Below are 19,261 nucleotides of genomic sequence, written 5' to 3'. Positions count from 1 at the left end.
TTCATGGAGGTAACCCTTGGACAATTACAGAAATGTAGAAAACAAGTTCCGCCGATACAAAGCCCATATCTCCATTGCCGGTACCACCCAAATACATATCCGCAATCCGTATTTCATTGCCTGGTGGTCTGCAGCCTTCCCTGGTTTTGGTCACCTCCTGTTAAGCAAATATTTACGCGGTCTCTCCTTGTTTATGTGGGAAGTGATTGTAAATTGCAACGCAAAGATCAATTTGGCCATGGTATATTCGTTTTGCGGCAATATTGAGGAAGCGAAAAAAGTGCTGGACCCCCGGTGGATGCTCATGTATATTCCGGTGTATCTTTTTGGCATTTGGGACAGTTACCGGACCTCGGTCGATATGAACAAAGTTTATTTGCTCGCGGAAAGGGAAAATGCGCCATTCAACTCATTTTCCATCGGAGCGATGGAGATCAATTATTTGGACAAACGAATGCCCGCCATGTCGGTCATATGGTCCTTATTTATGCCGGGGCTTGGGCAGCTGCACATCCATCGCTTGCTTACCGCGTTTTTCACACTGGCTTGGACAATTGTGTTTGTATATTTTTCCAAAATTCTTTTATCCGTCCATTACCTGTTTCTTGGTCAAATTGCAATGTCAACCGCCGTGCTTGACAAACAATGGTTGCTGTTTATGCCTTCCATATGGGGATTTGCAGTCTATGATTCATATGTGAACACCGTAGAAAACAACAAGCTATTTGACTCCGAGCAAAAGGACTTCCTGATCAAACATTACCAAAACCCCTCATTTCAAGTGAAAAAGGGAAAAGTGGTGGTATAAAACGATGGTACAGATATTTTCAACATTTGAGCATTCCACGAATTTAGAAATCGCGATTACTGAGCTGGAGAAAAACGGAATTAAAAAAGAACATATTTTCGCTGTCCCCTTAACGAATCGCAAAACGGAGCGGAGATTGTTGGATAGCATTCATAACGCCGACGGCATTTCACTGATTAGCACCGGAGCAACCCTTGGGACTGCGTTTGCTGTCATTGGGGCTAGCGTTGGTTTCAAACTGGCATGGGGGCCAATTTATTGGGGACTGATCGGTGCAGCAAGCGGTTTTTTTCTTGGGATTTGCATCGACGTATTCTACTATAAGGTCATCAAAAAGAAACAACGTTTGTTACGAGGAAAAAATTCGGAAGTAATCCTCATCATTGAGTGCGATGAAGCCCAAGCTGACACGGTGGAGGATATTTTGTGGCATTATTATGCATTCGGGACAGCACGAGTCATATAGGAAATAGATTTTGGAAGTCCGATCCTCCAAGCTTTGGATTTCAGCAGGCAATTGACCGAATAGATAAGGTTATTGCTGATTTGACATGACCAACGATTAACATATACAGATCTACGGGAGCTTCCGTTTCATCCATCGGCAGAGCTTCCGAATACTAAACGCAAGGCTTAGCAAGGTAGCGATCCATTTCATTCCTTGAGTTATCCCCAATCATGCTTATGTTACTCGCGACATCAATAACACCGTAACAATTACCGTAGATAGTCGTTATATAAATATCGTAGTTAATAGGCAATGGATGCAATGATATCTATTGCCTATTAAACTTCAAAGGAGGAATTTGCAAAATGAAGACTACGGTAAAATTATTCATTTCGACTATGGCCATTTCTATGATATTTGGGGTACATGCGGCCTTTGCTTCTCGAGAAAAACCTTCAATCTTCATAAATAATGAGAAAATGGATATTTACGCAAGCGTAACATACAGCGGAGCCACTTTAGTCCCGATGAGGCCTATTTTTGAAAAATTCGGTATGACTGTAGTTTGGGACAATAAGACAAAGTCAGCTACCGCAACAAAAGGTGAAACATCGATCAAACTTATTCATAATGGCAATGAGGCTTACGTAAATGGAAAAGTTCAAGTTCTGAATCAGGTCCCTACTTTTAATCCAGACAACAGTACTTTTTATGTAAACCTCAGATTTATCGCTGAGACATTAGGAGCAAATGTCGAATGGAAAAAAACAGCTAATGACGCATCCATATATATTCATTTCCCTCAAAGTTAAACCAATGAACCAAAGAACGTAAAAATGGGGCATTCATTGCATACGAATAGGGGATACCGGATCATTTCTAAAGGGAGGACTTCCTTTGAGAAAAAGCTCGTTTGTGATCATGCAGATCGATTCGTTGCTGAACCCGAATGAAAGCATCTTCGTGAACCGGATCGCGGAATCATTCGAAACACCGCAGCACGGCCATGATTTCGTCGAAATCAATTACGTCGCCGAAGGGCGGGGATTCCATTATATCGGCGAAGATCGGGTCGCCGCGGAGAAAGGCGACGTTTTTGTCCTACCCGTCGGAACGACGCATGTGTTTCGGCCAACCGCGGTGTCGTCGAAAGAGCCGATCGTCATCTATAACTGCGTTTTTCATCCGCGGACGATCGAGCAATGGTCCGAATCGATCCCGCTTCCTCAACGGCTTCTCGAATACCTGTCGCTGCGGTCTGACGAAAATTCGCCGCCCTCCTGGCTGAAAACGACGGACAACAGCGGCGACTTCGCGCTGCTTTTTACCGGCCTGTACTCCGAATATATCCGCAAAGCGGACGGCTATCGGGCCATCCTATGCGGAAAGCTGCTGGAATTGCTGGGACTTCTCGACCGCCAATTGTTCAGCACCGGGGAGGCATGCAATCAAGACCCGTTGTTCGAAGAGATGCTGAGCATCGTTCATAAACGCTGCGGCGAATCCCAGTTTACGATCGGAAAGTTGGCCGGACAGCTGAACGTTTCTACCGGATACGTCCAGCGCATGTTCAGGCGATACTGCGGCGTGACGTTTCTGACGTATTTGCAGAATGTCCGGATTGACCGGAGCTGCCGCCTGCTGCGAGAAACTTCGTTTAAAATCCCCTACATCGCCGAACTATCCGGGTACCAGGACCCGAAATTTTTCCACGGCATTTTTAAAAGAAAAACCGGGGCGACACCGCATCAATATCGGCTAAAGCATCGACGGTCTTAAGCGGTTAAAGCGGCGTTCCAGGCTATACAGTCATTTCGGAAAGAAAGGATTCGGAAGATGGACAAAATCGTGAAGATGAAAGAAGCATTGAACCAGCTTTCCGCGCAAGAACTGAAGCAGTTGCTGTTGCTGACGTTTCATCAGGTTGAGGCCGCTGCAATCGGCCAGCTTGCAAAAGAAGAGCTGTACCCTTTTCTAAAAGAGATGTACGACCATCTTCTTGACATCCGCCAAAACCAGGTCCGCCGCTGGCAGCCTGATGCGGGCACAAAAACGGTCCATGTGGCCTTCGGCCACTCGCCCGCCGGGAGTTTAAAATGCGTGATTGAGGCGCTGGGTCGTGTCGACACGGACAAAATCGTTTCGTTCGACCAGGATTATTTTGCGTTTGGCCCGCTGCATGATCTTCATACGGAAGAAGGCCGAAAACGCAGGGAGGAATGGTTCAGGGATCACATTAACAAGTCCCGAAAAGATGACGGGATTAGCTATGAAGAATACCATGAGGAGCTCGTAAAGCAGCTGTCCGAGATTCCTCCAGAAGCGCGCATCGTCATTTGGAGCTGTAAAAACGCCCATGAGCGGACGGGTTTGCTGTGGGCCGTTTATTTGCTGCGGCACCATCCGAACCCCATCCATATCATCGATGCGGACGAAGCCTGCGGCAAAAAATACAACACGCCGGATTATTGGTGCAAATACAACCATACGGGCGAGATCACCCCTGAAAAACTGCAAGAGGTATACATGGAAGCCGAACAGGAAGATCCGATCCCTGGCGAGATCCGGCGGCAGCTGGAGGACAAATGGCTGGAGTTGTCCGGTCGGCGCGAGGCGCTGCGTCTGTGGGAAGACGATGGTCTCCGGAGCGTCGGCTTGGACCACCTCGATGCCTATTTGCTTCAAACCGTAGAGGAACTTCAAAACAGCATCCCGGAGCATGAATTCATCAAAGCGGCCCGCGTGATCGGCCAAGCCATCGGCATGTGGGATGACTATATCGGGGATGTCTTTTTTGAGTACCGGCTCCGGCATCTCATTTATGAGGGGCGGCTGGAAATCAAAGGCGTGCCGCGGGCGATGCGATATTACGGGGTGAGGCTTAAAAAGCGGACCGCTCAGGACCGCATGAGTCCCGGGAGTTCAACGAATGTGCCATGATCCATGAATAACGCTCTCTGCCGTAATCATGAGCCTGACGCGACATACGAAAAGCTGCCTATACGGGCAGCTTTTCCGTCGGTCATTTATATTTCTTCCAGTCCATATTGCTGTTTTCAAGCAAATATTCAAAGTCGTTATCGCGGCGTTTTTGCTCGGCTTTGCGCGCTTCCTCCGCTTTTTTCAGCTCGGCTTCCTTTTGCTTCTGCTGCTCGGCTTTTAATTCCTCCGACTGCTGCTTCAGCTTGCTCAGCACCTCGCTGCTCAAAAGATCTTTCAGGGTTGCCGGCTTGTCCGCCGCCTGCGGCTTCACGGCCGCATCCTGTTTTCGTTTTTTGGCCATGTCATCAACTCCGTTTCACCCCACATTATAGCAGGTTTCCCGTTTAAGGTCAGGTAGGTTTTCGGCAATTTTTCTTGTCCGCCCGGCGGATTTGCGATACAATTTGGTCACTTGCCTTGGGGCTGATAGAAAGCGCCCGGGGTTCATGCATGAAAGGAATGACTTCATTGAACCGCTCTCGTCTTGCCGATCTCAGCCTGCTCATCGTCGCCGCGATGTGGGGATGCACGTTCCTGATCGTCCAGCATGCCGTGAGGGTGCTGCCTCCGCTGGCTTTCAACGGCATCCGCTTCGTCGGGGCGGCGGTGTTGCTTGCTTTGATCATCACGGTGTTTTACCGCGGCCAGTGGCGTGCCGTCAGCATCCGCATGCTGCTCCATGCCTGCCTGCTGGGTCTTTTTTTGTTTTTGGGTTATGCGTTTCAAACGGTCGGCCTGCTGTACACCACGACCTCCAATGCCGGCTTTATCACGGGGTTATCGGTCGTTTTGGTTCCCTTCCTGGCGCTGGTCTTGCTCAAGCATCCGATTTCGCGTTTTACGTGGCTGAGCGCCCTGCTGGCGGCCTGTGGACTGTACCTGCTGACCTTTGCCGGTTCCGCGTTTGAAATGAACAAAGGGGATGTGCTCGTTTTCCTGTGCGCGATCGGGTTCGCCCTTCATATCGCCTATACCGGCATTTTCGCGCCCCGTTATCCCGCGCTGCCGCTGGCGGCGCTGCAAATGGCCGTCGTCGGCCTGCTTAGCTTGATCGGATCGCTGCTGTTCGAGGATATAGGGCCCGCTGCCCAAACAATGGACAAGCTGCTGCAGCCGGAGGTATTATGGGCGCTGGCCGTTTCGATCGGACCTACTAGCGCGTTTGCGTTCTGGATTCAAACCGTCTGCCAAAAATATACGAGCCCGTCCCGGGTGGCGGTCATTTTTGCGATGGAACCGGTTTTTGCCGCCCTTACCGGCTTGTGGTTCGGGGGAGAAACGCTCGGCGTCGCCGCCGGGGTCGGCTGCCTGTTTATTTTCGCAGGCATGATTATTGCGGAATTGAAATCCGCGCCCCCTACGGTACAATAAAGGAAGCCGGATACTATAGAAAAAGGGAGAGAAGCCATCATGTACAAACTGATCGCCATCGACATCGACGACACGCTCATCAACGACGACAAAGAAGTGACCCCTGCCACGCAAAAGGCTTTGGAGGCCGCGATCGCCAAAGGCGCCGTCGTGACGCTGGCCACCGGCCGCGCTTACGCGTCCGCCCAAGCCATCGCCCGCCAGACCGGCCTGAACGTGCCGATCATTACGTATCAAGGTTCGCTCGTCAAAAACCTGATGGACGAAAAAGTGCTTTACGAGCGTTACGTCCCCAAAGACGCGGCGCATAAGCTTTTTGAATACTGCATTCAGCATGATCTCCACCTGCAGGTATACATCGACGACAAGCTGTACGCGCGCGAGGAAAACCAGAAGCTGATCGACTACTGCAATCTGAACCGGACGCCGTATTATATCGAACCGGATTTTGAAAAGCTGGTCGAACAGCCGACGCCGAAAATGCTGATCATCGACGACCCTGATTATTTGGACAAGCTGATCCCGATTTTCCGCGAGCTGCTCGGCAGCGAGGTGCATATCACCAAATCCAAGCCGCATTTCCTTGAGATTATGCATCGCGAAGGCACGAAAGGACATGCGCTGACCTTCCTCGCCAACCATTTTGGCGTGAATCTGGAAGAAACGATGGCCATCGGCGACTCCTGGAACGACCACGAGATGCTGGAGGCCGCAGGCCTTGGCGTGGCGATGGGCAACGCTATTCAAGGACTGAAGGATATTGCCGATTACGTGACGCTCAGCAACAACGAGGACGGCGTAAAGGCTGCGATCGAGAAGTTTGTTTTGAACGCCTGAGGCCGAAGTCCGCTCGTGTCGATCCATAATCCTAAGCCGCATCGCATCCTTGCACGGATAAAAAAACAGCCGCAGAGCAGGTTCGTTTCCGAACCCCTGCGGCTGTTTTTTACATTTAGCTGGCGCACGGTTTTCAGGCCAAATCCACCTTCATGCCGGTGCGCGCAAGCGCGACATTCGGCGGCAGCGGTATATCCCGACTCAAATCGACGTCGTGGGACATATGGGTGTAGAGCGCCCGTTTCGGGCGAACCTCAGCCAGAAGCTCCGCTGCTTCCCGCATGTCGTAGACGGAACGCGTCTCGTACGGAGCCGTTTCGTGCACGAAGCTTGTCCCCAGCACCAGCAAATCCAAATCATGCAAAGGCTGTTTTTCCTTCTCGTTCAAACCGATGGAATCGGAGCAGTACACCCAGCGGAAGCCGTTTTTTTCGAGCCGGTACGCGTAGCTGAACCCGTTGTAGCCGTGGCATACCTTCCAGCCCTGGATCTTCCAGCCGCCCAGTTCGATCCCCTTATCGACTGCCGTCGTCATCAAATGTCTCGCAAGCCATGGAAACTGCTTCAGGATCGTATCGATCACTTCCTGCGGGGCGTACAGCTCCCCTTTCCGCCCCAGCCAGCGGCAGGCATCCGCCCATTCCGGAAGTCCCCCGATATGGTCGAAATGCGCGTGCGTCACCAATATTTTTTCGGCAAAACGAATCCCTTGGCTTTCCATCTGACCTCGCCAATCCGGACCGCAATCGATCAAAAAGCCGCCTTCCGGCCCCTCGACCATCACGAGCGAGCGCAATCGGCGGTTGATTCCGGTCGTTCTTGCTTCCATGCATACGTCGCATTCGCAATAAACCCGGGGCACGCCCATCGCGTCGCCGGTTCCCAAAAACACAAGCGTATCCATTTTGTTTCCTCCTCCACGCCCCTTTTGGCGCCTATCATGTTCCGGGCCATTCAAACCTCATGGAATGCTTATATTGTATCACGCCGCGCAAAGGGGTGCCCGCCGAAAACCGGCGATATCGCTCTGCACAAAAAAACGGGATCTGCCACACAGGCATCTCCCGCTTGTTGTCACTATAGAGTCCCGCCAACATGTTAGCCGCAATTTCCCGTCCTTGACCGGCGGCTTTTGCCCGAAGAGGCGTCCGGCTAAATGCCGGCGAGCACCTGATACCAGATTCCTTTTTTGGAATAGAGCGTTTCCCGCACCTCGTCCCAGCCGCCCAGATAGGAGATGTCAAACAATCCGGAAGGCACCGGATACCGGCTTTCGTTGGCCTTCAGCACCTCTTCGTCCACCGGCCGGAAGCCGTATTCGGCAAACACCGTCTGCGCCTCCTTGCTTCGTAGGTACTCTACAAAAGCCTCCGCTACCTTGCGCGTTCCGTGCAGATCGGCGTACTTGTCGACGACGGCTGCGGGATTTTCGATTTTGATGGTGTATTTAGGGATGATCACGTCATATTTTTGCCCCTGCCTGATGCGGGCGAGCAGCTCGTTTTCGTAGGTCACGACCACGTCGCCGACGCCGTATTCGAAGGCGGCCATGGACGCCCTGCCGCTTTTGTCCAGCGATTCGATATTCCGGTGCACCTTTTCCAAAAAGGCTTTGGCGTATGCCGGATCTTTTTGTCCCTGCTCCTCCGAAAGCTTCAGTCCGGCTCCGTAAATGGCGTTGATATCCCACTGGGCCCCTCCGGAGGTTTGCGGGTTCGGATACAATACCTTGACGCCCGGTTTGGTCAAATCCGCAAAATCGCGGATGCCAAGCGGGTTCCCTTCCCGCGTGCCCAAAGCGACGATGGAGCGCGTAATCATGCCGCTGTCCGGCGCGTCCCGCCACTGCTTGCTGACGAGCCCCTCCTTGACCAGCTTATCGACGTCTCCTTCCATCGCAAGCAGCGTCACGTCCGCCTCAAAGCCGCCGATGATCGCGCGGGCCTGCGTACCGGACGCTTCATAGGATTCCTGGAATTTGACCGTTTGTCCGGTCTTGGCTTTCCATTCCTCTTGGAACTTGGGCAAAATATCCGCCATGGCGTCCTTGACGATGCTGTAAGCGCCGATGACCAGCGTGACCTCTTTCCCGCTCGCCGGAGCCGCGCTGGCTTCCGTGGCGGTTTCCCGGCTGCATCCGGACAACAGGGCCGACATCAGCAGAAGGAAGGCGAGCATACCCGACATATTCACTTTCAACCGGCTTAAGGATGGTTTCATATGCGCTTCCTCCTGATTTGAAAAAATTGTGAAGCGGCAGCGGTCGCCTGAATTTCTTTCCGAAAGGAAAGCTCGGTTTGTTAGGACAGGCTGCCCCGAACTGACTCAAGATGTTATTAGGCGTTTGACAATGAGCAAAAGTAGCGGAGGGGACGGAATCGATTCTTACGAAGCTAAAAGCTTTTTGCAAAAAAGCTACTTCGGAAGCATATGCTGCGTTCGCCTAAAAGCTTTCCGCAGGAAAGCTCGCTTCGAAAGCATATGCTGGCTCCGAATTTCTTCTTTTTGAAAAAACAGAATCAAAGAAATTTGGAGGCGGGCAGCGATCGGAAGAACGATCCCTAACCGTAGCGGCCACTTTGCACAATGCCAGAACGAATTTCAGCTTGGAATCAGGCAACCACCGAAAGGCCACCCGTAATTACAACCTCGCATAAAAAGCTCGCGTGAAAGCACCAATTTTTAAATCATCACCGGCATCGGATCAACCTTCAGCCGGTTTTCCTCCATCCAGCTCCGCTCCTCGTTGAACATATACGCGCGGTGCACCAGCACCCTCACATGCTGTCCCGGCGTCAACGACGGCTTCTCCAGCGAGCGGTAGGTCATCAGCTTATGGCCGCCGACCTCCACCTCCACCATCCACTCGCTGCCGCGGAAATGAAGGCGGTGCACGACCCCTTCCTCCGTGGCGGAAGGCATGGTGAATTCATGCGCATCCCCGACTTCGATGTATTCGGGCCGTATGAGGGCGCGCGTTCCTGCGCCCGATCCCGCTTCCTCAAAGCCCCGAAGCTCCGACACGTCGTCGATGATCGTGGATTCCCCGATGAACGACGCGACGAATGGCGTTTTCGGCTCTTTGTATATGTCCCAAGGCGTTCCTTTCTGCTCCAGGCGCCCCTGATTCATGATCATGATCTCGTCGGCGACCTCGATCGCTTCATCCTGGTCATGCGTCACGAAAATCGAGGTGATGCCCACGCGTTCGATCAGCTCGCGCAGCCAGGAGCGCAGCTCCTGCCTGATTTTGGCGTCGATGGCCGCAAAAGGCTCATCCAGCAGCAGCAGCTGCGGTTCGGGGGCCAGCGCCCGGGCAAAAGCGACGCGCTGCCGCTGCCCGCCGGACAGCTGATGGGGGTATCGCTTTTCGAAGCCGGACAAACCGGTCAGCTCCACCAGCTCCATCACCCGCTCCTTCAAAACCGCTTTCGGCACCTTTTTCACTTTAAGCCCGAACGCGATGTTGTCGAACACCGTCATATGCTTGAACAGCGCATAGTTTTGAAAGACGAAGCCGATCCCGCGCTCCTGCGGCAGCAGATCGGTGACCGGTTCCCCGTGGAACAAAATCTCTCCGGCATCCGGCTGCTCCAGGCCGGCAAGCATTCGGAGCACCGACGTTTTCCCGCCGCCGCTTGGTCCCAGCAGCCCGATCAGATGGCCTTTCGCAATGTCAAAGCTCACGTCCTTGACGGCGTGGAAACTGCCAAAATGCTTGTTTAAACCGTGAACCTCAATATGCATATCAGTGCACTCCCCTTCTTTTTTTCGCCCATTCCATCAGCAGCATGAGCCCGATCGAAAACGCCGCCAGCACCAGCGCCGCCCCGTTGGCCGAAGTGACGTTGAAGTTTTCGACGTCCTGGTAAATGAGGGTCGTCGCGGTCTGCGTACGGTTGATGATATTGCCGGAAACGACCAGCACCGCCCCGAACTCCCCGAGCGCCCGGGCGATCGTCAGCACCACGCCGTAAATGACCGCCCAGCGGATCGACGGCCACGTCACCTTCCAGAACGTCGTCCAGCTGTAAGCCCCGAGCGTGGAAGCCGCTTCCTCCTGCTGCGTGCCGATCTCCTGCAAAACGGGCATCACCTCGCGCACCATGAGCGGGAACGTCACGAACAGCGTCGCGATGACCATGCCGGGAAACGCATAGACGATCTTGAAGCCGATATGGTCAAAAAAAGCTCCCGCGGCGCTGCCCGGGCCAAGCAGCAGAACGATCATCAAACCGCCGATGACGGGAGACACCGCATAAGGCAAATCGACCAGGCTGTTCATCAGCCTTCTCAGCCATCGGCTCATCCAATTGCCGCGTACGAGGTAAACTGCCGTCATCATCCCAAGCAGTGTGTTCAAAATCGTGACCGTGACGACCACAAGCGCCGTCATCATAAACGCGTGAAGGGCCTCCGGCCGGGACAGCGCGTCTCCCAGCGCCCCAAGCCCGCCGCTGAAGGCGGCCGTCGTCATTTTAACGAGCGGAATGATCAAAAGAACGGTAAATACGGCATAAGTAAGTACGATCCACAGTTTATTCATTGATTTTTCCCCCGTGTCTGTACCCAGTTCACAACCCATAAAATAATGAAGGACAACGTCAGCAAAAGGACCGACACCGCGGCCGCGCCCGCCGTATGGTCGCTTTCGACTTCCCCGTAAATATACACGGAAGCGACCAGCGTGCGTCCGGGTATGTTGCCCGCCACCAGCACGACCGCGCCGAATTCCGCCAGCGCCCTGGAAAAGGCAAGCATGCCGCCGCTTAATATGCCGGGCAGCATGGACGGCAGTACCACTTGAAAAAAGACTCTAAAGCCCGACGCTCCCAGCGTTCTTGCTGCCTCCTCCTCGGACGGATCAATTTCCTCCAGCAGCGGCTGTACCGCGCGGATCACGAACGGAAACGTCACGAACACCATCGCGATAATGATCGCGGGCGGATGAAACACGATATCGAACCCCAGCGCTCCGGCAGCCTGGCCGACCCAACTGGCGGGTCCGAGCAGCAAAAGGATCATCAGTCCGCCCACGGCGGTCGGAAGCGCAAAAGGCAAATCCACCAGGCTGTTCAGCAGCGTTCTTCCCGGAAAACGGCAGCGTACCAGCACCCATCCGATCATCGTGCCGATCAGCATGTTGATGACGGCCGCGGCAAGCGCAAGCCGGAGCGTCAGCAGAACGGCCTTCCAGGCGATCGGATCCGTAACGCTTTCCGCAAATTGGCGCCAGCCTTCCGAAAAGGAATGATAATAGACGCCAAGCAAAGGAAGGATCACCAGCAGCAGAAAATATAAAAGCAGGGTGCTGCGGAACCCCCAGGTCCAGCCCTTATGTCGCAGCAATGTATTCATACGGCTTTCCTCCCCGTTTTTTTGAATCCGCGTGACGCAATGCGCCTATTGCGCGTATGGTGCATATGGTCATCAAAATGGTTTTTAATAAAATGAATTGAATTCCTATTTGTATACTCGGCTTTTCGCTTAAGAGATACTTTACCAAAAACTGTTTGTCATCGTCAATATGTAAGTTTGTATGGAAATTAGAAAATAATGTACACTGCAAAAGGAATTGAAAATAGCTGCGGCGAAGTAGTTGAGTTGCCGTAAATCATCAAATCGTATTGGAGAAAAAGAAGGGAGAATCCATATTATGCTGCATACGCTTGAATTGACCACTGCCGGCCGCGACGAAATGAGGGATATTACGCGGGAAGTCCGCTCGCTCGTGCAAAAAAGCGGAATCAAGGAAGGCACGGTGCTTATTTATTGCCCGCACACCACCGCCGGAATCGCCATTAACGAAAACGCGGATCCGGACGTCAAGCGGGACGTGTTGATGCGTTTGGACGAGGTCTATCCATGGGAACACCCGAAATACCGCCACATGGAAGGCAATACGGCATCGCATTTAAAATCGATCACCTGCGGACCGTCCCAAACGGTCATCATCGCCGGAGGCGATCTGCTGCTCGGCCGCTGGCAGGGCATTTATTTTTGCGAATTCGACGGTCCCCGCCGCAGGCAGTACCATGTCAAAATCATGCAGGGGTAACTTAGATCCACGCAAACGAAAAGCAAGCATCCAAAAGAAAACAGGCGTTGGGGTTCAGGCCGTTCCGCCTATCCCCTTCACCATCCCATCTGCACGATCGCTTTGACGCAATAACAATTTAGTGCTATAAAGTGAACGTCCGTCAAGAGACGGCCGATTCACGAATTTTCTCTTGTCCGCCGATCCCGTTGTCGTCGTTTTGGGGGGATTCGGAGGAGGCGGCATAAACCCGTCAAAAATGGCGCCGGGGCATCTTCCCAACGAATGAACCGCGCTTTGCGGAATGTTCATCAAATCTCGGACGGCCAAACCATAGCTACCGCAAGCATTCGCAGCATATTTTGACATGCGCGAGCGCTGCGGGCTTCACTTCCTCAAAAGTAACCCGGTCTTGGATGTAATACGAGATGAACCCGTGCATAGACAAAAACAGTGTCAGCGGAAGATTCCGGCAGAAATCCTGACCGTGCTTTTCTTCGTTCATGTAACGGCGCACGATGGATGCAAACAATTCCAAACAGCGCCCCTGCTCCGTCCGGCAGTAGGACAACAGCTCTTCGTCCCGGATCATGAACATGATCTCGTACTGGTACGGATGGTCCAGGCCAAAGCGGATAAACTCGAGCATGAGCTGCTCCACCTTGGTCAAATCCTGAACCGGGGAGGCCTTGATGACCTTTTTCAGCTGAACCGCCAGATTGTTGAAATCCTCCACGACGATAGCGTAAAACAGCTCCGCCTTTTCCTTAAAATGATAATACAAGGAACCATGACTGTAACCTAAATGCTGACCTATACTGCGCATGGAGATGGCCCTGTAGCCCTTTGTGACGAACAAATGTCTGGCTGCTTCCAGAATCCTCTCCCTGGATAACTCCTGTTCCACTGCTCTTCTTGCCATAGACCTTATTCCCCTTCAATAAAATAAAGCTGCTCACCCTCCGTAATCAGGGATTGACCCTGCGTCAGATCCACCATCCACGACATGAACGCATCCTTTTCCGCATCCAGCGGCAGGCATTCCAGCGTTACCTTGTCCGTAAAACGTGTCTCCCCCATGCGAACCTCGCGGTTCCGAAGCTCATTTTCAACCTTGCCGAGCCACGTGTAATCTAATTCTACAAAAATTTGCCGATGAAGTACACGAGTAATCGCTTCCCCGGCTTCAATCGCCGCGACGGCGCCGTCCGTGTAGGCCCGGATCAAGCCTCCGGCCCCGAGCATGATGCCGCCGAAATACCGGGTGACGACGATCGCCACGTTTTTCAGGCCCTGGTTTTTGATGACCTCGAGAATCGGCTTGCCCGCGGTTCCGCTGGGCTCCCCGTCATCGGACTGCTTTTGGATTTCGTCACGCTCCCCGATCATGTAGGCGAAGCAGTTATGCGTGGCGTTCCAGTGTTTTTTGCGGATATCCTCGATAAAAGCGTTTGCATCTTCTTCGCTTTCAACCGGCATGATATGCCCGATAAAGCGCGACTTCTTGATGATGATTTCTTTTTCCCCGCTCCTGCGAACGGTACGATAACGTTCAATCATGTCCTTCGGTACCCTTTCCCAGATTGGCAAGAAAGCAGTCCCCCGTATTTTCCCAACCGGTGAACTGCTTCCTTCTGCCTTATGTCTATGCTTAAGATGCGTCGTTATTCAGAAAGTCTGGCTTCCAGATCAGCCTTTTCTTTTTCATAGCCTGGTTTGCCAAGCAATGCGAACATATTTTTCTTGTAAGCTTCAACGCCCGGCTGGTCGAATGGGTTCACGCCGGAGAGGTAACCGCTGATGCCGCAAGCTTTTTCAAAGAAATAAACCAGGTATCCGAAAGAATATGGCGTCAGATCCGGCACGGTTACGATCAGGTTCGGAACCTGTCCGTCGGTGTGTGCCAGCATCGTGCCTTGGAAAGCCTTTTTGTTCACGAAATCCATCGTCTTGCCGGCGAGGAAGTTCAGGCCGTCCAGATCGTCCGGATCGCTTTCGATCGTAATTTCATGAGGAACCTTGTCCACCTGAATGACGGTTTCGAAAATGTTCCGGCTGCCTTCCTGAATGAATTGACCCATGGAGTGCAGATCGGTGGAGAAATCGACGGAAGCAGGATAAATGCCTTTGTAGTCCTTGCCTTCGCTTTCACCGTACAGCTGTTTCCACCATTCCGATACATAGTGCAAAGAAGGTTCGTAGTTCACGAGAATCTCGATGGCTTTGCCTTTGCGGTAGAGCGCGTTGCGAACGGCGGCGTATTGGTAAGCTTCGTTTTCAGCCACGTTCGGGTTGCTGTATTCTTTGGCCGCGTCGGCAGCGCCTTTCATCATTTCTTCGATGTCGATGCCGGCCGTTGCGATCGGCAGCAGGCCTACCGCGGTCAGCACGGAATAACGTCCGCCCACGTCGTCAGGAATCACGAAGGACTCGTAGCCTTCTTCGGTCGCAAGCTTCTTGAGCGCGCCTTTTGCTTGGTCCGTGGTAGCGTAAATGCGTTTTTTCGCTTCTTCCTTGCCGTATTTTTTCTCCAGGGCTGCGCGGAAAATGCGGAATGCGATCGCCGGTTCCGTCGTCGTTCCGGATTTGGAGATGACGTTAACGGAGAAATCCTTGCCTTCGATCAGGTCGAGCAAATGCGTCACGTACGTCGAGCTGATGTTGTTGCCGGCAAAATAAATCTCAGGCGTTTTGCGCTTGTCCTTCGGCAGGTAGTTATAGAAGGAATGCGACAAAGCTTCGATCGCCGCGCGCGCGCCGAGGTAGGAACCGCCGATGCCGATGACGATCAGGACGTCGGAATCGCTTTGGATTTTGGCCGCCGCTTTTTGGATGCGGGCGAATTCTTCTTTATCGTATGCCGTCGGCAGATCGATCCATCCCAGGTAGTCGGAACCTGCGCCGGTTTTGTTGTGCAGCTGCTCGTGAGCCAGCCGGATCGGATCGGCGAAATAATCCACTTCATGCTGGTTGACGAACGCAAGGGCTTTGCTGTAATCGAATTTCAACGGTTTTGACATTTGTCTGTACCTCCTGGTTTCATCTCTACTCCACGCTCTAAAAAATAGCTTTAGAATAGGATACTGTAATTTCTTGCCGCTAGCAAGCACGAAAGAAAGCTTCCATGAAAAGCGTCTCCTCGTGGTATGCCGGCCGGGCTTCATGGTAAAATAGATCCAGCTTCATAAATTCTCCGGGATGCGCCGGGGGCTTCATCCGAAGCCCCTTCGCGCGTTCCTCCACGGAAAGAAAAGGTGATCTGCTTTGAAAAAAATAGGTTTTATCGGACTGGGAACCATGGGAGCGCCGATGGCTTCCAATCTTCTAAAAAAGGGCTACGAAGTAACCGTATATAACCGCACGCCGTCCAAATGCGAGCCGCTTGTCGCCGAAGGCGCAGCAGCCGCCGCAACGCCGCGCGAAGCCGCGGCCGGCCGGGACGTCGTCATCACGATGGTCAGCAACGACGATTCCATCCGCGAGGTGTTTTACGGCGAGGACGGCATTCTGCGCTCGCTCGAGGCCGGCGTGACCGTCATCGATTCGAGCACCATCTCCCCCGGACTGGTCAAGGAAATCGCAGCTTCCGTCGGGGAGCTTGGCGCTTACTTCCTGGACGCCCCGGTGACCGGCAGCAAACCTGCGGCGATCGACGGCACGCTCGTGTTTATGGTCGGCGGCGAGGCTTCCGTACTCCAAAACGTCACCGACGTGCTGGATACCCTCGGCAAAAAGATCATCCACATGGGACCGAACGGCAGCGGCTCCGTTGCCAAGCTGGCGCATAACACCATGGTCGGCATCAACAACCTTGCGCTCGCCGAAGGTTTCGCCATCGCCGCCAAATCCGGCATCCCTGCGGACAGCTTCCTGGAGCTCGTTCAGCTCGGTTCGGCGGGAAGCAAAGCCGCGGATCTGAAAGGCCGCAAGATCATCGAAGCCGATTTCAGCAACCAGTTTTCGCTGGCCTTAATGCTGAAGGACCTCAAGCTCGCTTCTTCCCTGACCGACGTTTCCGGCATTCCCGCGCCGATGCTGAACATGGCCAAAAGCCTGTTCCAGGCCGGAGCGACGCAAGGTTACGGCGACGAGGACCTGTCTGCCGTCGTCAAATGCTATGAAGCTTGGATCGGCCAAACGATCGGCGGCAAGCCGCTGGATTAAGTTTGGCCCGTTCCTCCGCCCGTATGCATCTAAGTTTCGGCAATCCCGATGTTCGAACCTGCCAAGGGCCCTCTTGAAAAGATGACTAAAAGGGTAAGGCTGCGTATGACGCAGTCTTACCCTTTTATAATTATTCGTTTTTCGGATTCGGCCGCCCCCGTAGCATGGGGAACGTCTTAAGCTTCCTCCGGGTAGGAGCAGCAGTAATCCGTTACGCCGAACACTTCCAGGGCAAACTTCGAACGGGCGGGCACACGGAACGTCGCGGAGCCGTCAATGTCCTGCCAAGCTTCTTGGCCCGGCAAAAGCACTTTAAGCTTCCCGGAGAGGATTTCCATGATTTCAGGACCCTCCGTACCGAATTCATACTTGCCCGGAAGCATGATGCCCAGCGTAACCTTGCTTCCGTCTTCCAGGATGACGGTCCGGCTCGTGACCTGACCGTCATAATAAATATTCGCGGCTTTGACAACCGTCGCGTTGTTGAATTCCGACATGAATACCACTGCTCCTTGTCCCATGAAACTTAGATTGATGCCGATAGCGAAACGTATTAGAGCAGCGCTTTGACGCGTTTAACGACGTTTTCTACCGTAAATCCGTATTCTTTCATGACGACGTCCCCAGGAGCGGATGCACCGAAGGTCGTGATGCCAAGGATATCGCCTTTGTCTCCGACATAACGTTCCCAGCCGAAGGTTTGCGCCATTTCCACCGCAAGACGGGCTTTGACGTCAGGCAGGATCACGGAATCTTTGTAAGCCTGATCTTGCTTTTCGAACAGATCCCAGCTTGGCATGCTGATAACGCGAACTTCAATGCCTTCTTTGGCGAGTTCTTCCTGGGCTTTGACAGCCAGTTGAACTTCGGAGCCTGTTGCGATGATTTGGGCAACCGGTTTGCCGTTTTTCGCGTCGGATACGACGTAAGCGCCGCGCTTGATTCCTTCTCTTGCGTTTTCGACGGTTCCTTCAAGGATCGGCAGGTTTTGGCGAGTGAGCACCAGCGCTACCGGATTTTCCTTGTTTTCGACCGCATAAGCCCATGCCGCGGACGTTTCGTTGCCGTCAGCCGGACGAATGACCGTCAATCCAGGGATGATGCGCAGGGAAGCCAGTTGTTCGATCGGCTCGTGCGTTGGTCCGTCTTCGCCGACAGCGATACTGTCATGCGTCAGAACGTAAGTCACAGGCAGTTTCATGATCGAGGACAAACGTACCGCAGGGCGCAGGTAGTCCGTAAATACGAAGAACGTACCGCCGAACGGCTTCAGGCCGCCATGCAGCATCATGCCGTTAATGGCTGCTGCCATGCCGAATTCGCGTACCCCGAAGTAAATGTTGCGTCCGTCGCGGCTTTGCGGCGTATAGTTGCCCACGCCGTTCAAGTGCGTCATCGTGGAGCTTTCAAGGTCGGCGGATCCGCCGAGCAGCTGAGGCACGTTGCCTACCAGCCCGTTCAGCGCATTACCGGATGCCACGCGAGTGGATACGGCTTTGTCGCCTACGGCGTATTTCGGCAGGTCTTTATCCCAGCCTTCAGGCAATTCGCCGGCAACGGCTCTCTCGAATTGGGCAGCGAGTTCCGGATAAGCTTTTTTGTAAGCCGCGAACTGCTCGTCCCAAGCCTTGTTCGTTTGGATGCCGCGTTCTTTTACTTTTGCAAAATGCTCGCGAACTTCTTCAGGCACGTAGAAGTCTTCTTCGTATACCCATTTGTAGAATTCTTTGGTCAGCTTCGCTTCTTCGGAGCCAAGCGGGGAACCGTGCGTACCGCCATGGCCGCCTTTGCCCTGCTTGTTCGGGCTTCCGTAACCGATGACCGTTTTCACTTCGATCAGGGTCGGTTTTTCCGTTTCGGCTTGCGCTTCGGCAATCGCCTTTTCGATCGCGGCCAAATCGTTGCCGTCCTCTACGCGCAGCACTTGCCATCCGTAAGCTTCAAAGCGTTTTTGCACGCTTTCGGAGAAGGACAGGTTCAGTTCGCCGTCCAGGGAAATGTCGTTGGAATCGTAAAGCGTGATCAATTTGCCAAGCTTCAGGTGACCGGCAAGGGATGCAGCTTCGGAAGCTACGCCTTCCATCAGGTCGCCGTCGCCGCAAATGGCGTAAGTATAGTGGTCGACCACTTTGTATTGATCTTTGTTGTACGTTGCAGCCAGCTGCGTTTCGGCAAGCGCCATGCCGACAGCCATCGCAATGCCTTGGCCGAGAGGACCCGTCGTAGCGTCAACGCCGGCGGTATGCCCGAATTCAGGGTGGCCCGGAGTCAAGCTTCCCCATTGACGGAACTGCTTCAATTCTTCCATAGGAAGATCATAGCCGCTCAGGTGCAGCAAGCTGTACAGCAGCATGGAGCCGTGTCCGGCGGACAGGACGAACCGGTCGCGGTTGATCCAAGTCGGATTTTCCGGGTTGTGGTTCATCGTTTTGGCAAACAGTTGGTATCCCATTGGAGCAGAGCCCATAGGCATGCCGGGATGACCGGATTTCGCCTTTTCGATGGCATCGATGGCCAGCGTACGGATGGTCGTAATCGATAGGTTATCGATTGTCTGATTTTTGTCAGTCATGTGTATCCTCCTTAAAGGTTTTCGGATGAGGTAAAGCCAGCG

20 protein-coding genes are annotated in these 19,261 nt (G+C 53.3%); 9 read left to right on the top strand and 11 right to left on the bottom strand.

The genetic code is table 11. The annotated features are described in order from the left end of the window. The first annotated feature begins 16 nt into the window (after positions 1-16). The 5 genes from AC27KL_RS18930 to AC27KL_RS18910 all read left to right on the top strand — a co-directional run bounded on the left by AC27KL_RS18930 (position 17) and on the right by AC27KL_RS18910 (position 4,196). Complete coding sequence (locus AC27KL_RS18930) at positions 17-808, top strand: hypothetical protein (protein ID WP_487170653.1); 792 nt, start codon at positions 17-19, stop codon at positions 806-808. 4 nt (positions 809-812) lie between these two features. After that, positions 813-1,274 (top strand): hypothetical protein, encoded by a 462-nt coding sequence (locus AC27KL_RS18925; protein WP_487170652.1) that lies wholly within the window; start codon positions 813-815, stop codon positions 1,272-1,274. A gap of 347 nt (positions 1,275-1,621) precedes the next feature. Beyond that, complete coding sequence (locus tag AC27KL_RS18920) at positions 1,622-2,068, top strand: copper amine oxidase N-terminal domain-containing protein (RefSeq protein WP_487170651.1); 447 nt, start codon at positions 1,622-1,624, stop codon at positions 2,066-2,068. 85 nt (positions 2,069-2,153) lie between these two features. Next, positions 2,154-3,035, top strand: a complete 882-nt coding sequence (locus tag AC27KL_RS18915) for an AraC family transcriptional regulator (protein ID WP_487170650.1) — start codon at positions 2,154-2,156, stop codon at positions 3,033-3,035. 57 nt (positions 3,036-3,092) lie between these two features. Beyond that, a complete protein-coding gene (locus AC27KL_RS18910; protein WP_487170649.1) occupies positions 3,093-4,196 on the top strand; it encodes a DUF1835 domain-containing protein in 1,104 nt (367 codons plus the stop codon). Positions 4,197-4,278: 82 nt separating this feature from the next. Here AC27KL_RS18910 and AC27KL_RS18905 read toward each other — a convergent pair whose 3' ends face one another. Beyond that, positions 4,279-4,539 (bottom strand): YqkE family protein, encoded by a 261-nt coding sequence (locus tag AC27KL_RS18905; RefSeq protein WP_212952288.1) that lies wholly within the window; start codon positions 4,537-4,539, stop codon positions 4,279-4,281. 167 nt (positions 4,540-4,706) lie between these two features. On the opposite strand from AC27KL_RS18905, the gene AC27KL_RS18900 reads away from it, so the two are divergent. Beyond that, on the top strand, positions 4,707-5,609 hold the full coding sequence (locus AC27KL_RS18900) for a DMT family transporter (protein ID WP_487170648.1): 903 nt from the start codon (positions 4,707-4,709) through the stop codon (positions 5,607-5,609). Between the two features lie 39 nt (positions 5,610-5,648). Further along, positions 5,649-6,446 carry a Cof-type HAD-IIB family hydrolase gene (locus tag AC27KL_RS18895; protein ID WP_036715721.1) on the top strand — a complete coding sequence of 266 codons (798 nt, stop codon included), beginning with the start codon at positions 5,649-5,651 and terminating at the stop codon, positions 6,444-6,446. 133 nt (positions 6,447-6,579) lie between these two features. On the opposite strand, the gene AC27KL_RS18890 is transcribed toward AC27KL_RS18895, so the two are convergent. The 5 genes from AC27KL_RS18890 to cysT form a co-directional block, all read right to left on the bottom strand. Beyond that, complete coding sequence (locus AC27KL_RS18890; protein ID WP_487170647.1) at positions 6,580-7,350, bottom strand: MBL fold metallo-hydrolase; 771 nt, start codon at positions 7,348-7,350, stop codon at positions 6,580-6,582. A gap of 248 nt (positions 7,351-7,598) precedes the next feature. After that, positions 7,599-8,666 (bottom strand): sulfate ABC transporter substrate-binding protein, encoded by a 1,068-nt coding sequence (locus AC27KL_RS18885; RefSeq protein WP_487170646.1) that lies wholly within the window; start codon positions 8,664-8,666, stop codon positions 7,599-7,601. A 462-nt stretch (positions 8,667-9,128) separates the two neighbouring features. Next, positions 9,129-10,193 carry a sulfate/molybdate ABC transporter ATP-binding protein gene (locus tag AC27KL_RS18880; protein ID WP_487170645.1) on the bottom strand — a complete coding sequence of 355 codons (1,065 nt, stop codon included), beginning with the start codon at positions 10,191-10,193 and terminating at the stop codon, positions 9,129-9,131. A 1-nt stretch (position 10,194) separates the two neighbouring features. Further along, positions 10,195-10,992: a sulfate ABC transporter permease subunit gene (locus AC27KL_RS18875; RefSeq protein ID WP_339322173.1), complete on the bottom strand. Its 798-nt coding sequence runs from the start codon at positions 10,990-10,992 to the stop codon at positions 10,195-10,197. Beyond that, complete coding sequence (gene cysT / locus AC27KL_RS18870; RefSeq protein WP_339322174.1) at positions 10,989-11,804, bottom strand: sulfate ABC transporter permease subunit CysT; 816 nt, start codon at positions 11,802-11,804, stop codon at positions 10,989-10,991. Before cysT ends, AC27KL_RS18875 begins: the two co-directional genes overlap by 4 nt. 298 nt (positions 11,805-12,102) lie before the next feature. On the opposite strand from cysT, the gene AC27KL_RS18865 reads away from it, so the two are divergent. Then, a complete protein-coding gene (locus tag AC27KL_RS18865; RefSeq protein ID WP_339322175.1) occupies positions 12,103-12,504 on the top strand; it encodes a secondary thiamine-phosphate synthase enzyme YjbQ in 402 nt (133 codons plus the stop codon). A 316-nt stretch (positions 12,505-12,820) separates the two neighbouring features. On the opposite strand, the gene AC27KL_RS18860 is transcribed toward AC27KL_RS18865, so the two are convergent. From AC27KL_RS18860 to AC27KL_RS18850, 3 genes are all read right to left on the bottom strand, one after another. Continuing rightward, the gene (locus AC27KL_RS18860) at positions 12,821-13,405 is read right to left on the bottom strand and encodes a TetR/AcrR family transcriptional regulator (protein WP_036715393.1); all 585 of its coding nucleotides are present in this window, start codon (positions 13,403-13,405) and stop codon (positions 12,821-12,823) included. 5 nt (positions 13,406-13,410) lie between these two features. Beyond that, a complete protein-coding gene (locus tag AC27KL_RS18855) occupies positions 13,411-14,043 on the bottom strand; it encodes a YigZ family protein (protein WP_341000601.1) in 633 nt (210 codons plus the stop codon). Positions 14,044-14,147: 104 nt separating this feature from the next. Beyond that, positions 14,148-15,503, bottom strand: a complete 1,356-nt coding sequence (locus tag AC27KL_RS18850; protein WP_339322176.1) for a glucose-6-phosphate isomerase — start codon at positions 15,501-15,503, stop codon at positions 14,148-14,150. Between the two features lie 244 nt (positions 15,504-15,747). Here AC27KL_RS18850 and AC27KL_RS18845 point away from each other — a divergent pair, with 244 nt between their 5' ends. Then, positions 15,748-16,647, top strand: a complete 900-nt coding sequence (locus AC27KL_RS18845; RefSeq protein ID WP_339322177.1) for an NAD(P)-dependent oxidoreductase — start codon at positions 15,748-15,750, stop codon at positions 16,645-16,647. Positions 16,648-16,823: 176 nt separating this feature from the next. On the opposite strand, the gene ppnP is transcribed toward AC27KL_RS18845, so the two are convergent. Then, positions 16,824-17,144, bottom strand: coding sequence for a pyrimidine/purine nucleoside phosphorylase (gene ppnP, locus AC27KL_RS18840; protein WP_487170644.1), 321 nt, complete (start codon positions 17,142-17,144; stop codon positions 16,824-16,826). A gap of 56 nt (positions 17,145-17,200) precedes the next feature. Continuing rightward, positions 17,201-19,219: a transketolase gene (gene tkt, locus AC27KL_RS18835; RefSeq protein ID WP_487170643.1), complete on the bottom strand. Its 2,019-nt coding sequence runs from the start codon at positions 19,217-19,219 to the stop codon at positions 17,201-17,203. Positions 19,220-19,261: the final 42 nt, after the last annotated feature.

The organism is Paenibacillus sp. YAE3 (assembly GCF_057546105.1).
Note: the sequence above shows the minus strand (reverse complement) of the source record. Positions and strands in the feature narration are given on the sequence as shown.